The 15571-nt window shown below is 39.1% G+C and carries 14 protein-coding genes; 9 read left to right on the top strand and 5 right to left on the bottom strand.

The genetic code is table 11. From position 1 onward, the window contains the following. Positions 1 to 142 precede the first annotated feature (142 nt). From P20495_RS14980 to P20495_RS15005, 6 genes are all read left to right on the top strand, one after another. Positions 143 to 1636, top strand: a complete 1494-nt coding sequence (locus P20495_RS14980; protein WP_007376896.1) for a peptide MFS transporter — start codon at positions 143 to 145, stop codon at positions 1634 to 1636. Between the two features lie 138 nt (positions 1637 to 1774). Continuing rightward, on the top strand, positions 1775 to 4522 hold the full coding sequence (locus P20495_RS14985) for a metallophosphoesterase (RefSeq protein ID WP_008134702.1): 2748 nt from the start codon (positions 1775 to 1777) through the stop codon (positions 4520 to 4522). A gap of 303 nt (positions 4523 to 4825) precedes the next feature. Continuing rightward, a complete protein-coding gene (gene hppD / locus P20495_RS14990; protein ID WP_008134701.1) occupies positions 4826 to 5872 on the top strand; it encodes a 4-hydroxyphenylpyruvate dioxygenase in 1047 nt (348 codons plus the stop codon). 136 nt (positions 5873 to 6008) lie between these two features. Further along, positions 6009 to 7322 carry a fumarylacetoacetase gene (fahA, locus tag P20495_RS14995; RefSeq protein WP_008134700.1) on the top strand — a complete coding sequence of 438 codons (1314 nt, stop codon included), beginning with the start codon at positions 6009 to 6011 and terminating at the stop codon, positions 7320 to 7322. Between the two features lie 135 nt (positions 7323 to 7457). After that, positions 7458 to 8621: a M23 family metallopeptidase gene (locus P20495_RS15000; RefSeq protein ID WP_007376893.1), complete on the top strand. Its 1164-nt coding sequence runs from the start codon at positions 7458 to 7460 to the stop codon at positions 8619 to 8621. Next, on the top strand, positions 8611 to 9093 hold the full coding sequence (locus tag P20495_RS15005; RefSeq protein ID WP_008134699.1) for a polymer-forming cytoskeletal protein: 483 nt from the start codon (positions 8611 to 8613) through the stop codon (positions 9091 to 9093). Before P20495_RS15000 ends, P20495_RS15005 begins: the two co-directional genes overlap by 11 nt. 21 nt (positions 9094 to 9114) lie before the next feature. Here the strand turns inward: P20495_RS15005 and P20495_RS15010 are convergent, their stop codons facing one another. Next, on the bottom strand, positions 9115 to 9588 hold the full coding sequence (locus P20495_RS15010; RefSeq protein WP_008134698.1) for a hotdog fold domain-containing protein: 474 nt from the start codon (positions 9586 to 9588) through the stop codon (positions 9115 to 9117). Between the two features lie 183 nt (positions 9589 to 9771). On the opposite strand from P20495_RS15010, the gene P20495_RS15015 reads away from it, so the two are divergent. The 3 genes from P20495_RS15015 to P20495_RS15025 all read left to right on the top strand — a co-directional run bounded on the left by P20495_RS15015 (position 9772) and on the right by P20495_RS15025 (position 12144). Then, entirely contained in the window at positions 9772 to 10971 is a 1200-nt protein-coding gene (locus P20495_RS15015; RefSeq protein ID WP_008134697.1) for a multidrug effflux MFS transporter, read from the top strand. Next, positions 10968 to 11612: a LysE family translocator gene (locus P20495_RS15020; RefSeq protein ID WP_008134696.1), complete on the top strand. Its 645-nt coding sequence runs from the start codon at positions 10968 to 10970 to the stop codon at positions 11610 to 11612. The genes P20495_RS15015 and P20495_RS15020 overlap by 4 nt, the downstream gene beginning before the upstream one ends. Before the next feature lie 67 nt (positions 11613 to 11679). Next, a complete protein-coding gene (locus tag P20495_RS15025) occupies positions 11680 to 12144 on the top strand; it encodes a methylglyoxal synthase (RefSeq protein ID WP_002958191.1) in 465 nt (154 codons plus the stop codon). Between the two features lie 19 nt (positions 12145 to 12163). On the opposite strand, the gene yegD is transcribed toward P20495_RS15025, so the two are convergent. The 4 genes from yegD to P20495_RS15045 all read right to left on the bottom strand — a co-directional run bounded on the left by yegD (position 12164) and on the right by P20495_RS15045 (position 15500). After that, positions 12164 to 13528 carry a molecular chaperone gene (gene yegD / locus P20495_RS15030; RefSeq protein ID WP_008134695.1) on the bottom strand — a complete coding sequence of 455 codons (1365 nt, stop codon included), beginning with the start codon at positions 13526 to 13528 and terminating at the stop codon, positions 12164 to 12166. Positions 13529 to 13590: 62 nt separating this feature from the next. Beyond that, a complete protein-coding gene (locus P20495_RS15035) occupies positions 13591 to 14433 on the bottom strand; it encodes a DNA ligase (RefSeq protein ID WP_008134694.1) in 843 nt (280 codons plus the stop codon). A gap of 33 nt (positions 14434 to 14466) precedes the next feature. Continuing rightward, positions 14467 to 15123 (bottom strand): HAD family phosphatase, encoded by a 657-nt coding sequence (locus P20495_RS15040; RefSeq protein WP_008134693.1) that lies wholly within the window; start codon positions 15121 to 15123, stop codon positions 14467 to 14469. 77 nt (positions 15124 to 15200) lie between these two features. Further along, positions 15201 to 15500, bottom strand: coding sequence for a hypothetical protein (locus tag P20495_RS15045; protein WP_008134692.1), 300 nt, complete (start codon positions 15498 to 15500; stop codon positions 15201 to 15203). Positions 15501 to 15571 lie beyond the last annotated feature (71 nt).

Genomic DNA, 15571 nt, shown 5'->3' with positions numbered 1-15571 from the left:
TGTTATTACCCTATAGCAAATCATTATCTTAGCTACAAATACTATACTGATGGTCGAGCATTCTAGTAAATACAAATACTAAAATAGCTAAAGCAAAAAATTATAAGGCCATTACAACAATTCTTAAAGTTAGGAAGTAAATATGAGTTCAGCTCCAGATAGTGGCTGGTTTGGCCACCCTAAAGGACTTTCGACATTGTTCTTCACTGAAATGTGGGAACGAATGAGTTATTACGGTATGCGAGCTATGCTCGTATTGTTTATGACGGCAAGCTTACAACAAGAAGGCCTTGGCTTTACCGTTGCATCAGCTGCTGCAATATATGGTTTATACACAGGCGCAGTATACTTTTTAGGTTTACCTGGCGGTTGGCTAGCCGATAGACTATTCGGTGGTCAAAAAGCGGTTTGGTATGGCGGTATTATTATTATGTGTGGCCATATTATTTTGGCAGTTCCACATGATTATTCATTTTTTATTGGCTTAATATTTGTAGCGACGGGTACTGGTTTATTAAAACCAAATATCAGCGCAATGGTTGGCCAGTTATACAGTGATGCCGACGAACGTCGTGATGGTGGTTACGCTATTTACTACATGGGTATTAACCTAGGTTCTTTGATTGGTTACTACGTTTGTGGTTACTTTATGGAAAACGTAGGCTGGCACTGGGCGTTTGGCGCAGCAGCTGTTGGTATGGCTATTGGTTTAGTGCAATATAAGCGCTCACTTAATAACTTGCCAGAGCATAGCGCTTTACCAGCCAACCCATTAGGCCCTAAAGGTACTTCTCGCGCATGGGGTGGTATTGCTGCGTTTGTAATTATAGCTGCAGCAGTGACTACAGCGGCAATGACCGGCGCAATTGTAATCAATCCAACAGTGGTTGCAGGATACGTAGCTGTTGTATTCACTATTATCTTTTTTGTTTATTTTGGTGTTATTTACTTTACAGGTAAATTAACTGATGCTGAAAAACAAAGAATGTGGGCGCTATTTTTAGTATGTATTGCATCAGCATGTTTTTGGTCTGGTTTTGAACAAGCAGGTTCATCATTAAACTTATTTGCACGCGATTATACTGACCGCCTTATTGGTACTTTTGAAATCCCTACAACGTGGTTTCAATCGTTAAACTCGCTGTTTATTATTGCCCTATCACCATTTTTTGCAGCGCTTTGGATTAATTTATCTAAAAGTCTAGTATCACCTAGCTACAGCGTTAAGTGTGCGCTTGGTTTAATTATCATGGCGTCAGGCTTTTTAGTTATGTTTATGGCGGCTCATTACGCTGCTGAAGGCTTAAAAGTAGCGCCTTACTGGCTTGTTACTACCTATTTTTTACATACAGTAGGTGAGCTTTGTTTAAGCCCTGTAGCATTAAGTGCGGTAAGTAAACTATCGCCTAAACGTTACACTGGTCAAATGATGGGTGTATTTGTATTAACTTACTCAATCGGTAATATCATCGCAGGTTTACTTGCTGGTAATTTCGATCCGAATAATGTTGAAGAAATCCCTAACCTATACCTACAAATTGCATTATTTAGCATTGGTGTTGGTGTTGTTTTAGTACTCATGACATTTAAAGCTAAAGTATGGGAAAAACAAGGGTTAGAAGAAAAAGCTTCTTAATTGTTTTTTAAATAATATAGCTAAAAACCAATCCCTCATAACCGCTATGAGGGATTTTTTTATTCAACTTTGCCGCACCACTGTTAACTGATATTATAGCCTGATTGATTAGAGAATAGACTCAGGGAACAGCTGTATATGCAATCGTTAACGATATTACATGCCACAATTTTAGCATTTTTAATTATGCTTTTATCAGCTTGTGGCGGCTCCAGTGACGAGGTTACACTCAATCCAAACAACCCAGTTGAACCAGAGCCAAGTACACTAACATTATCAAGCTCGACTGGTTTAGACACGACATTAGATGAAGGTAATTTTATACTAACCGCTCCTGCTGGTGCGACTTCTAGTAATACAGAGCTTACTTACGAGAAAACACTATTAGATGAAGCAAATGAGCAACAAAATATAGTTTCAGATTTACATAGTCTTACACCAAACTCGCTGACTTTAATTACCCCCATCACTATTTCAATAAAAATCCCTGTGGACTATGCATTAGGCGGGCAACTCTTTATAGCAAAACTATCAACCAATACATGGGACATAATCGAAAGCTCAACCGTGTTAGATGGCTTCGTTAACGCGCAAGTGAACACATTAGGCACCTACGCAATACAAATGCAGCGTAATGAAACTTTTGCCAATATAGGCCCAACTTGTGATGCGAGTGCCACTAAACAATCAGTGAGGTTTGTGCATGTTGCCGATTTACATGCTCGCTTTGGCTACCAAGAGCAATATTTCAGCCGTATTAAAGCCTACTACAACCAAGTAGCAAGCCAAACTCCTCATACCTTATTTACAAATGGTGGTGACGACTATGAAAAAGGCACCGTTGCAGAGCAACTATCACAAGGTACTGCAACAGAAGAAGCAATTAAAGCGATGCAATTTGATGTTCGTGTTGTTGGAAACCATGATTACGCATGGGGCCCAGAAAAACTATTAAGTTATTCACAAGACGAGAATGCCATCGTACTGGCGAGTAATACACGGTATGAAGGTGAGCAACTACAAGATTTTGCAGGCGTTGGATTTGCAAAAGTACAAGTAGGGTGTGTCACTTTAGGTTTGTTTGGTATGACTTCTGTGCCATGGAATGAACTTGATGAACCAATTGAAGATGAACCAATCCCTGATTTCATAAAACAATTTAAAATGAGCTGGCAATGGCAACAAGTGGCGCAAAGCATTGTTAGTCAATATCGTGACGACGTAGATTATATGATCATGCTGAGCCATTTAGGTGTCGGTCTTGATACTGATATGGCAACTAACGTCGCAGGCATTGATTTAGTGCTTGGCGGCCACACGCATGGTGGTGAAAGTTTCGAGACACTAGACAACGGCGCGATTGTTATTCAGCCAGATTTTTATGCTAAAGGGATTACTGATTTAACGCTTGATTTTGATTTAGCGGATAAATCATCTCCGGTTGTTGATTACAAAACAATTGAAACCGACTCTATTAATGAACGAGATGAAACGACTAAACAAGCTATTGATGAAATTATGGGTCGTTATGCTCCTGACGCTGAAACAGAAATAACTATTTCAGAAAATTATCCAACTACTTTACAATTAGCTGAAATAACTGCCTTAGCTGCAAAGCATTCAAGTTCAATAAGCGCAGCGCTTTTAAATCCTGAGCTAGTACAAAAACGCTGGACACCGGGCGCGCTTACCCAAGAAGATTTTCATAAAGCTTTTTATGTAGAAAGGCAGCCATCAAATACGCCTGGGTTTAATTCTATCTATAAAGTAACAGTATCGGGAAGCGACTTAGCTGCGATGTTTGCCAGTCAACCTGATTGGTTTTCACTTAAACCTGAAGATATACAACCCACAAATAATTACGAAGTTGCGCTATTTAAAGGCGCGGCTTTAAATCCTGATTTATTTTTTAATAGTGTGACATTCTCAAACATAGAGCCAATAGCCGAAGCTTGGTGGCTACTTGATAAATATGCTCGATTTAGAACAAGCCAATGCCTACATTTGGATACCGACACTGAGCTTTACTCGTGCAGTAACGTAGCAAATGTAACTGTATGGAATTTTGAGGATGCTAACAATCCGTTAGCGGCTGATTTTGGGCCTTCAGTACTTAACTACTTTGATCCAGATGAAACAAATTGGGGCACTGATGAAACCCAATATAACACCACCACTCAGTTAAATATTGATGATTTAACTGACGGCCCTTCGGGTGTCATGGCATTTTCGCGCCACTCCCCGACAGAAGGCTTATTAATTGAATTAAACACCCCTGCAAATGGTGATTTTGCAAACGAAGGAATGGTATCTGACTACACACTTGTTATGGATTTATATTGGCCTTCAGAAGGCAAAGATATTTATCGTGCAATAATGCAAGCAGAAACAACCAATTATCTGGATGACGATGCTGACATATTTATAGACCCAAGTGGTGGTTATGGTAAATCAACAAGCGACAGTGGCTACTTTGGTAATACTCAGGCAGAAGCATGGCACCGTGTCGCATTTGTTTTCTACACAGCACCTACAAATGGGGTATTTGAAGTATACATTGATGGTGAATTAGCTGGCGTTAAAGAAGACGGCGAAATTGACCGCCAATGGGCACTCAATAAAACGGTGCTTTTATTTACCGATAATAATTTTGAAACCGTAGCGGGTTACTTGAATGCATTGCTTTATGCTGGCCGTGCTATGACCCAAGATGAAATTAAGCGTATGGGCGCTGCACAACAAAAATTAACATTTGAGCAATCAACACGTACTTTAAACCAAACAATTGAACGTCACTACAAAGCAGCTCCAGCAATAAAAACTAACCCATGGCTAGAGCAGCGAAACAAGTTTTTTGGCAACGCCTCTCAAAGTGTAAACAATTAAGTACGAAAAGGCTTTTGCTTATTAATTATAAAAGGAGGTTTAGCTCAGGTTAAACCTCCTTTTTAGTATTTAAATACAATAACTTAAAAACAAGCACTCCCTCTTGAATTTATACCATATAACTTCATTTTACTTAACTGTATTACAAACACGTAACTTTATAATAACCGTCCTATAAAATTTACACATGCACTAGACACTAAATAGCGCCCTCCTCTTCCCCAAATTAAAAATCTGGTTGATTATCTACTGCAATATGACAACAACACATAATCGCAGTGCTTAATTGCGGGAGTAATAATAATGAGTGAAGTAAATAACTATTTAGGTTTAGTCGGTATTGAATTTACCGAGTACGCAACACCTGATGCTGATTATATGGATAAAGTATTTACTGATTTTGGCTTCTCCAAGCTTAAAAAATTCAAAGGTAAAGACATTGTTTATTACAACCAAAACGATATTCACTTTTTACTGAATAACGAGCGTGAAGGTTTTTCTGCAGAATTTGCTAAAAGCCATGGCCCTGCTATTTGTTCAATGGGTTGGCGTGTTGAGAATGCGCAAAAAGCATTTGAAACAGCAGTAGAGCGTGGTGCAAAACCAGCGACCGACTCAACACATAAAAACATGCCTTACCCTGCAATTTATGGCATTGGCGACAGCCTAATTTACTTTATTGAAAATTTTGGCGACAAAGGCACTATTTACGAAAGTGATTTTGAAGACTTAGAAACGCAAAATATTGTAGAAGATAAAGGCTTTATCCGAATCGATCATTTAACCAATAACGTTTATAAAGGCACCATGGAAAAATGGGCTAACTTTTATAAAGACGTATTTGGTTTTACAGAAGTACGTTACTTTGACATTAAAGGTCAAAAAACAGCGCTTATTTCGTATGCACTTAAGTCCCCTTGTGGCACCTTCTCTATTCCAATAAACGAAGGTAAAGGTAACGATAACAACCAAATTGATGAATACCTTGGTGAGTACAACGGCCCAGGCGTTCAACATTTAGCGTTTTTAACAGATGACTTAGTAAGCTCTCTCGATAAGCTTGATAAATCAACAATTGCAACGTTGGATATTATCCCAGAGTACTACGATACTATTTTTGACCGTGTACCTTGGGTTGCTGAAGATAAAGAAAAAATTCGTCAGCATCAGATACTCGTAGATAGCCAAAGTGAAAATTGTTATTTATTACAAATTTTCTCTAAAAACTTATTTGGTCCAATCTTTATAGAAATGATCCAACGCGTTGATGATGGTGGCTTTGGTGAAGGTAACTTCCAAGCATTATTTGAATCAATCGAACGTGACCAAGAGCGTCGCGGCGTTTTATAAAATATTTGAGTAAATTAAAAGCAGCGAACTTCGCTGCTTTTTGTCGTTTTAATATTTAAAAAGTATGGCGCCAAGTACAAGTATGATTAAATAAACTATACCTTGTCGCCATACAGTAAAATCCAAAGGAAATGTAATGAGCCTAATTAACGAAACCCACGATATTAGTTTAACCAGCTGGGTAGAATCAGCTAATGTTGATAATTGCGACTTTCCAATTCAAAACTTACCGTTTGCAGAATTTCGTCGTAAAGGGTCTGATGAGGCCTTTCGTGGTGGTGTTGCAATTGGTGACCAAGTAATCGATTTAGCAAAACTAAGTAAATTAAACGTTTTAACAGGTGACGCTAAAACAGCCGCTGATGCAGCAAGTGAAACAACTCTAAATACATTTATGGGTTTAGGGGGGCAGTATTGGTCAGCCCTTCGTTTGGCCCTTTCAAAAGCACTAAGAGCAGGCTCTGAGCACCAACAAGCGCTTAGCGATACATTGGTTGCACAGTCTGATATAGAGTTTTCTTTGCCTTGTCGTATCGGTGATTACACCGACTTTTACACTTCTATTTATCATGCTACTGCTGTGGGTAGTTTGTTTCGCCCTGACAACCCATTATTACCTAATTATAAATGGGTACCTATTGGTTATCATGGTCGCTCTTCATCTATTGACGTATCGGGTCAAACATTTCATCGCCCTAAAGGTCAAACCAAAGCGCCAGACGCTGAAGTGCCATCATTCGGTCCGTGTAAACGCCTTGATTACGAACTAGAGCTGGGTATTTACTTAGGTAAAGGCAATGCACTGGGCGATGCAATCGCTATCGAAAATGCTGAAAACCACGTATTTGGCTTTTGTGTATTTAACGATTGGTCAGCACGTGACTTGCAAGCGTGGGAATACCAACCGCTTGGTCCATTTTTAGCTAAAAACTTTGCCTCAACTGTATCGCCTTGGATTGTAACAACCGAAGCATTAGCACCTTATAGAACAAGCTGGACACGTGATGAAAACGATCCACAGCCTATGGACTATTTAGAATCAAAAGCGAATCGCGACCAAGGTGCTTTTGATATTCAAATGGATGTTAAAATTCAAACGCAAAAAATGCGTAGCGAAGGCCATAACCCAACGCGCGTATCAACATCTAGCTTTAAGCACTCTTACTGGAGCGTGGCACAAATGGTTACTCACCACACAGTGAATGGCTGTAACTTTATGCCAGGTGACATGTTAGGTTCGGGCACTCAGTCGGGTCCAACGCACGAAGAAGCAGGTTCATTACTTGAGCTTTCACGTGGTGGCAAAGAAAAAATCACGCTAAGTAATGGCGAACAACGCAGCTTTTTAGAAGATGGCGATAACGTTATTATGCGTGGCTGGTGTGAAAAAGAAGGCTATGCACGTATAGGTTTTGGCTCTGTAGAGAGTACAGTTCTGCCTACAAAATAATACGAGTATTAAATAAAAGGGCTGCTTACTAAAAGCAGCCCTTTTTTATTAATTTTTGAACAGTTACAATTTTTCTCTGGCTTTTTTAACTCAAATTGCTATCTTAATTCGGTTAATAGCCAATGTTTATATGCCATGTCAGTATTTATAAAGTCTTTTTATCAAAAAACATTTCCAGCCCGTCAGTTACTTATTCGCCAAAATGGTGAAGTTAAGCATGTTGTTTTGGCGTCTTGGGTTCAGCTTACTGTTGCAGTACTTGTTTTTGCTACTTTAGCTTGGATCAGTATTTCTACATTACGTGTTTATTCACAAACGAACAAAATTTCCAACATCCAGCAAAACCAATTGAATAAACAACTACTTTGGCAGAAAAAAGTCAGCGAACAAAATGCACTTTATACAAATCAGTTAGAACAGCTGGCTATTCTTGAACAAAAACAGGCTTTATTGCAAAGCATGATAGAGTCATTACCGGCCTCGATTAGCAAAGATTCAATACAGCTTGATAGTAATCTCGAGTCACCAATTAGTGAACGAAAAGAAGAATTTCATGCTCCACTACTTGATGAAGAGCCAAACAATAAGCAAGTGAACTTAGTTACCCCGCTTACTTTTTCAGCAAGATACCAACATTTAGCACAAGCTTATCAAAAAAACTTTGCATTACTTGATAGCCAAATAAATAAACGACACGACGATATTTTAGCAATGCTTAAAGGCGCAGGACTTGAATCGGCACTTAAACAACATTTGGCACTAAGCGAACAAAAAACAGCACAAGGTGGCCCACTTGATGTTTTTGATGAAACAAAAATTCCGACCCAATTTTTACTTATTGCCGATAAACTACTCTTATTAAATAACCTTGAGAGCTTTTTAACAGAGCTTCCGAATTCTTTACCTTTGCCTGCTGCAAAATATTACATTTCAAGTAGTTTTGGTCTTCGCAAAGATCCTATGAATAATCGTCGAGCCTTTCATAAAGGAGTCGATTTAGCTGGTTGGCATAAAACCGAAATTTTTGCCCCTGCTGACGCTATAGTTCTCAGAGCCGGCCGCAACGGTGGTTATGGTAACTTTATTGAGCTTGAACATAAAAATGGCCTTGTGACTCGTTTTGGCCACTTAAATAAGATTAAAGTGAAGAAAGGTCAACTAATTACTAAAAATGATGTAATAGGTTTAATGGGGAGCACCGGTAGAAGTACCAGTACTCACTTGCATTATGAAGTATTACTTGATGGCAAACATGTTAATCCTCTAAAAATAACAAAGGCGCTTTCTCATGTTCGGTAGAAAGAAACAAAAACCAGGAAGCTCTAGTTTAAAAAGAGTAAATAACACTCCCTCTATTATTTCACAAGATGTTCGTCTCACAGGCACCTTAGTTAGCCAAGGTGAAGTACAATTAGATGGTCGTATTGATGGTGATATTAAAGCAAAACATTTAGTTATTGGCTCAACAGGTATTATTGAAGGCATGGTTGAAGCACAAAATGTAGTTGTAAAAGGCAAAGTTATTGGCTCAATAAACGCCAGTGAAGTAAATGTTAAAAGCGGCGCACATGTTCATGGCGATGTATTCCACGATACCTTAAGCATAGATGCCGGTGCGATTATTGAAGGTAGTTTAAAGCAACGTTTTGAAAAAGATGCAATTGAGCTTATTAGTGAAGAATTAAAACCAGTCTGTGAAGTTAAGATGTTGTTAGAGGAAGACGACAGCGGCTTGTCGTTTGTAAATAAACAAGCCACAGATAAAAACTAAATCAACTCAGTTGACTGTTCATTATTTTTTTTCAGTGATATACATTGTAATATCAGCAGTGAATACAAGTTCATTGCGAGTATTATAAAGCTTTACTGGCACAACTAAGTCCTCTTTATCTATCCATTTATGCGGTAAATCAATCTCTGCAATTGCAGTTACATCAGTGTCTACTTTAGCTAAATACTGCACTGTCATCCCTTTTGGGATCCAACGATGCGTTTTAACTGGCACTGTAGCATCAACCATTACACCCGCACACAATTCAGCTAAGTTACACTGCGCAATAGCATGAATAGTTCCAATATGATTATGAACGCTGCGACGATTTTTAACCACCGCACTACAATGGCCCTCTCTCAAATCGAGTACGTAAGGTTTCATCGAACCAAAATATGGCGCTTTAAAGCAAACAGCTTTAGTAAAAAGCCAATTCCCAAAAGGTAAGCGCTTAAACTTGTGCCATGTTTTTACAAGTGCAGATTTATTACTCATTATTATTTTCCATCAACAGTTACTTTTTTAAAATTAACACATCAGACCAGTTTTAAAAAGTGCATTTATGCTGGCTTTTTAGCTTAATACAATCAAAAAGTAAGAATGACAGCCTATGCAGGGGTCATAAGCCCTTTCTTTTTTATGAGTGCCCACCTAAAATACTCGACAAAAGGAGACTCAATGCAAACACAGCCCGCTAAACCTAATATGACCTTGTTACTTATCTTAGCGTTACTCGTTATATTTTGCCCTATGGCAATCGATATTTACCTACCTGCTTTTCCAACTATTGCAGAACAATTTGCAGTTACTGAACAACAAGTACAGCAAACCGTTGCTATTTTTATGCTAACAGTAGGCCTAGGCCAATTAATTGCGGGCCCTTTAGCTGATAGATTTGGCCGAAAACCAGTGGCAGTAGTGGGCATTAGTTTGTATGCAAGCTCTGCATTACTCGCATACTACTCGCCTTCTTTTGAGGTATTGCTGATAGCACGTGCTTTTCAGGGAATTGGAGCCTGTGCCACGTTTGTTGTCGCATTTGCGATAGTGCGTGATAAATATGGTAGTGAACGAAGCGGTCAGATGATCACCTACCTTAACGGGATTGTGTGTTTCATTCCGGCAATGGCACCTATTTTAGGGGCTTGGCTTACCGTACAGTTTGGCTGGCGTATGAACTTTATGTTTTTAACCGCGTTTGCCATTTTGGGCCTTATTGTTACGCTATTCTTTTTTAGAGAAACTCGCCCTGCTGATAGTCATTATCAAGGGCATATTTTAGATTTACGTCGCTTTACACCGATTATTAAAACACCGGTATTTTTGTTTAATAGCCTAATTTGTATGGTCTCAATGTCGGCCATATTAGTGTATGTAACGCTCGCTCCAGGCTGGCTTATTACACATTTAGGCGGCACCGTAGCCGACTTTACTTTTTGGTTTACGTTAAATGCCGTAATAAGTATTGTCGCAAGTTTTATTTTACCAACCTACATTAAACGAAATAGCCAACGTGCTTTGCGTGTCGGTGTGAGTGTACTGGTTTTCTCAGGCATTTTAATGTTAGCCCTTAGCGGTATAGAAACAGCATTTGCGCTTATGCTACCTATCTTAATTGCTGCATTAGGGTTTGCTTTAAGTTTAGGCTCTGCTGCAGGAATGTCTCTGTCTAGCTTTCCTAAACAAGCAGGCACAGCCTCTGCATTACTTGGTGCAATGCAAATGAGTGGCGCAAGTATACTCGTCGTTTTAACCCAATATTTAGGGCTAAACACACCGTGGTTGATTGCTTTTCACTTATTATTACTAGTTCCGCTTTGGCTTATTTTAATGAGCAAAAAAGCACATACTTTACACCCAGCTAAAAGTACTCAATGATCAATCCTGACTTTTTAGTCTCATTTTTATTAGCCAGCTTTTTAATGGCAGTAGCGCCTGGGCCATCGAATGCATTTTTGATGGCGCAAACATTTGCTAATGGTCGAGGCGCTGGTATGCAAAGTGCATTTGGTTTTGCATTAGGTGGAGCTATTCATACGCTATTTGCTGTTGTAGGCCTAAGCGCAGTACTAAAAGCCTCTCCTAGTGCTTATGCCGCAGTGCAATACGCAGGCGCAGCATACTTATGCTATTTAGGGTTTATGATGATTAAAGGCACGCTAAAGCAGCCAGAGCAGACACCTGAGGGCAAGCAAACCGATAAACCGCATATAAGTACCAGTAAAAAAAGTAATGTCATGTTTCAAGCGATGATGACTGAAGTACTAAACCCTAAAGTAGCATTATTCTTTATTGCATTTATTCCGCAATTTGTAGATCCAACGCTTTCATCGGCTACTTTTCAGCTCGCTTTTTTTGGCTTACTTTACCCTCTTTTTGCTTTTCCGATTGACTGCACGTATATTTATTTTGGCGACAAAATTGCACAGTTTTTTAGACGTAACCCAAATAGCCAACTTTGGATTGATAGGATCACTGGCATTGTATTTATTGCCCTTGCTATCAATCTATTATTTTAACTAACCTGCACTTTGGTTAAGAGATTTATTACCCAGAGTTTAAGCTAACTAATAAAAAAGAATCAGCATGGAACAAAAAACACAATCTCTTCCCGCACAAAAAAATATTGCTTTAGTTGCCCACGACGGTAAAAAAGCAGCATTAAAATTATGGTGTGAAAAGCACAAAGAAATACTCAGTAAGCACACTTTATATGGCACAGGTACTACAGGGCATTTAATTCAAAAAACCACGGGACTTGATGTAGTTCAGCTTTTAAGTGGTCCTATGGGCGGCGATCAACAACTTGGCGCTAAAATAGCAGAACATGAGATACATGTTTTAATATTTTTTTGGGACCCATTAGCATCACAGCCTCATGACCCTGATGTTAAAGCACTACTGCGTTTAGCAGCTGTTTGGAATATTCCGGTGGCGTGTAATGAAGTGAGTGCAGATATGTTATTAAGCTCACCGCTTATGGACGTAGAGCTTGAACGTACATTGCCAGATTACGAAAAATACCTCGCAACCCGACAAATAGATCTTTAAACCTCAATTGTAATCTAGGTTATTTATAAAGCATGCTGGCCCATTTAGTCAGGCCAGCGGTTACACTACCAAAGTGATCCCCGTTAACCATTTTTATATCGCCTAAGTGCTCACTTAAAGCCGCTTTAATCAATGGTGATTGTGCACTACCGCCTGTTAAGTAAATAATGTCTGGCGTGGTCGCAGCGTCGCTGATTGCTTGTTTTGCTAAAGTAACTATTTGGCTAATACTACTCTCAACGGCAACAGCTAAATCGCTTACAGATACATTTTTATTCAGTCCACTATCTAAAAAGCTTAAATCACAATCAAACGCACTAGCTGATGAAAGTGCTATTTTAGCCGCTTCACCTTGTTGCACTAATTGATGGCCTTGCTTGTTTTGCTGTAAATGTATTAAACGCTTATAAAGCTCAGGCGCACTTACATCACGTAATTGTGCATTTAGCTCTCGGGTATGGCTTTCACTATAAAATTGGCTTTGTAAGTTTACATCGTTAATTTTACACGCTTGCCAAAACGCTTGATTAGGCAAAGGCAAACCCGATTTAAACGTACTGCCTAAACCCAATAACGGCATTAAACCATGAAAGCTCAAAGCAATATCTAAATCATTTCCGCCAACACGTTTACCACTGTGAGATAAAAAATCGCTATCGCGCTGGCTATTTCCTCTAAAGCTTGGACCCATTTGTACAAATGAGCAGTCACTTGTACCACCACCAATATCAATAACGAGGACTTTTTGATCCTGAGTTAAATCACTCTCGTAGTCGATACCCGCAGCAAGTGGCTCATATAAAAACTCTACGTCTTTAAAACCAGCACGTTTAGCAGCACGCTCTAAAATACCGACCGCTTGTTGATTTGATTGCTCGCCACCCACAGCTTGAAAGTTTACTGGGCGACCAATCACTGTTTGTGTAAGTGTTTTACCTAAAGAGCGCTCAGCGCGTTGCTTAATTTTTAAAATCATCGCGGTTGCGATATCTTCAAAAAAGTTAATTTGACCTTGCTTTAAACCTGTTGCACCAAAAAATGATTTAGGAGACTTAACAAAATAGCCTTCTTCAGGAAACTGCACGTACTCGCTAATCGCTTCACGACCAATAAATAGGGTTTCATCTGAAGGTTGTAAATCAAGGTCTGACTTAATACGAGGTAAGGTATTTAATAATGCTTGGCGCTGCGTTAAAAAGTCATGCTCATGGGCTGTGCCATGTAAATGCTTAGCAACAAAATCAACAACCAACGCGCTGTGATGAGTGTAAAGTGTAGACGGTAAGTAATGTTTTCCTTGCTCTAGCGGTACTAATTGAACATTACCCTCGCTCATTACACCCATAGCACAATTAGAACTACCGTAATCAAAACCTACAAACATACTTCACCACACATTACCAAAAAGGCCGCGCAATTTAGCACACTTTGTAAAATTTATAAATGTTATAAACTATCTCTGACCCGTAAAAAACTAGCAAAACGCGGTAACCCATTTTTTGTTAAGCCATGAAATCGGTACGTTACAGTACTACCAATTTCCGGTGGAGTGGAGCGCTGTGCATCTTTAAACCCTGTACCAATAGAGAATACCTGCCCCTGCGCTGTTTTTACCCTTAATGCCCCTAACATACCTTGATATTTACCTTTGCCTGGTAAGTGCGCAATTACAACCGCTTCTGCATCTAAATAAGGTTTTAATTTTAGTAATGCATTACTTCTTCCATTGCTGTGCTTAGCGCTGGCCAAATGAAGCATTACGCCCTCGCCGCCCTGCTTAGTTATGTTCTCAAAATACTCTGTAAGCTGCTCATTATTTGTAAAGCTATATTGAACTACAGCACTAATGTGCGGCGAGTTTAGGCTGGTAATAAGCTCATTATAGTTTTTATAGCGAGTGCTAAAAGGCAGATTTTTATCTGGCATATCAAATACTTTATAAGTAATAGTTTGCCAATCATGATTATTAGGTTTTTTAGTTCTGACTATGCCACTAAGCGCAGAAAAGTGCTCACGTTTAGTCCACAGCTCACCATCAAGCCATACATTTGGCAATGGCGCTGTAAACCAACTTGGCGCATTGATAATATTACCCTTACGAGTTAAAAACTCCGTGCCGGTCCAGATAGCTCTTACGCCATCATATTTTTCACTGACTAAATACTTACTTACATCATAATGCTTAGTTTCGTCATATACTTTAGCCAGTAAAACAGACGGCTGTGCTGCATTTATGCATTGCGTAAAAAGTACAATAACAATTAAAAGCAGGTGTTTAATAGTAGACATTGGCGCATCCAAGCATGTAAAAGTTGGCTTAAACTATAGTTGAGATTGCGCCCATTGCCAAAACTCATCTAAGTTGCTCATTTGATAGGTAGCTTGGCTAAAATAGTGATCTTTAGTATGGCTATTGGCAATGGCTACCACACGTAACAAAGCATTGTTGGCCGCCGTAACGCCGGTAAATGTATCCTCAACAGCAATTGCATTGCTTGCCTGTATATTTATCTGCTCAAGTGCCAGTAAATATGGGTCCCCAGCAGGTTTAGGATTACTTACGTCATCTTTTGTAACCACCGTATCAAACAGCTCATAAAACCCTAAACCTTTAAGTATTGGCATAGCTTCACTTTTAGCACTGCCTGTTACTAGCGCCATTTTTAAGCCACTCTCTTTTACAGCTTTCAACGTTTGCTCTGTAAATGGCATCAGTGGCGGTAAATGTGTTACTACATATTCACCAAATAAACGGTATTTTTCATCTGCTAAAAATTGTGCACTTACCGATAAGTTATGCTCTTGCTTAATTTCGATTGCGGCTTCTAAAGTGGGCCGTCCCGAAAAGCGCTGACAAAAATCATTTTCTAAATAACTAACACCGTAAGGCTTAAGTAGTTTACTCCAGCATACAAAGTGCATACTTTCTGAATCAACTAATGTGCCATCCATATCAAATAATATTGCTTGTAAAGTCATCCTCATTCCTTATACCAACCTAAGCTAAATTTTGACAATAAAAAAAGGCGCCTTAAGCACCTTTTATATAAATACAGTTATTGCGTTAAGCCTGCTGGCGGCTCACCAGTTGCTTCCTCACCCGTATCAACATCAACAAGCTCATAGCCACGCGTTTTGCGCATAACTTTAAGTACAGGTTTTTCAAATGCTGTTTTTAAACGCTCTGAGTCATCTTTTAATTCATCTAATGTTGTACCAAAAGGGGCTGCGCCTGTTTCTGACCAGTTAGTTACTTTGCCGTTCAAGTTATATTCCACTTCGTGTATTTGATATTGCGCTGCTTCGTCTTTCGTTGCTTCACAAAAAATTATACGGTAATTCCAAAATCCAGCCATCTTTTTATCTCTTTAAATTAATTAACGCTACTTTACCAGCTTTATAAAAACATAAAAGCCTGCACAAGGCA

Origin of the sequence: Pseudoalteromonas sp. BSi20495, assembly GCF_000241185.1 — a bacterium.
GTDB classification, from domain to species: Bacteria; Pseudomonadota; Gammaproteobacteria; order Enterobacterales; family Alteromonadaceae; genus Pseudoalteromonas; species Pseudoalteromonas fuliginea.
This window is presented reverse-complemented; position numbering and strand designations above follow the sequence as displayed.

Coding starts and splice junctions, on each gene's coding strand:
- P20495_RS14980 (WP_007376896.1), top strand. CDS start 143: ATGAGTTCAGCTCCAGATAGTGGCTGGTTTGGCCACCCTAAAGGACTT.
- P20495_RS14985 (WP_008134702.1), top strand. CDS start 1,775: ATGCAATCGTTAACGATATTACATGCCACAATTTTAGCATTTTTAATT.
- hppD (WP_008134701.1), top strand. CDS start 4,826: ATGAGTGAAGTAAATAACTATTTAGGTTTAGTCGGTATTGAATTTACC.
- fahA (WP_008134700.1), top strand. CDS start 6,009: ATGAGCCTAATTAACGAAACCCACGATATTAGTTTAACCAGCTGGGTA.
- P20495_RS15000 (WP_007376893.1), top strand. CDS start 7,458: ATGTCAGTATTTATAAAGTCTTTTTATCAAAAAACATTTCCAGCCCGT.
- P20495_RS15005 (WP_008134699.1), top strand. CDS start 8,611: ATGTTCGGTAGAAAGAAACAAAAACCAGGAAGCTCTAGTTTAAAAAGA.
- P20495_RS15010 (WP_008134698.1), bottom strand. CDS start 9,588: ATGAGTAATAAATCTGCACTTGTAAAAACATGGCACAAGTTTAAGCGC.
- P20495_RS15015 (WP_008134697.1), top strand. CDS start 9,772: ATGCAAACACAGCCCGCTAAACCTAATATGACCTTGTTACTTATCTTA.
- P20495_RS15020 (WP_008134696.1), top strand. CDS start 10,968: ATGATCAATCCTGACTTTTTAGTCTCATTTTTATTAGCCAGCTTTTTA.
- P20495_RS15025 (WP_002958191.1), top strand. CDS start 11,680: ATGGAACAAAAAACACAATCTCTTCCCGCACAAAAAAATATTGCTTTA.
- yegD (WP_008134695.1), bottom strand. CDS start 13,528: ATGTTTGTAGGTTTTGATTACGGTAGTTCTAATTGTGCTATGGGTGTA.
- P20495_RS15035 (WP_008134694.1), bottom strand. CDS start 14,433: ATGTCTACTATTAAACACCTGCTTTTAATTGTTATTGTACTTTTTACG.
- P20495_RS15040 (WP_008134693.1), bottom strand. CDS start 15,123: ATGACTTTACAAGCAATATTATTTGATATGGATGGCACATTAGTTGAT.
- P20495_RS15045 (WP_008134692.1), bottom strand. CDS start 15,500: ATGGCTGGATTTTGGAATTACCGTATAATTTTTTGTGAAGCAACGAAA.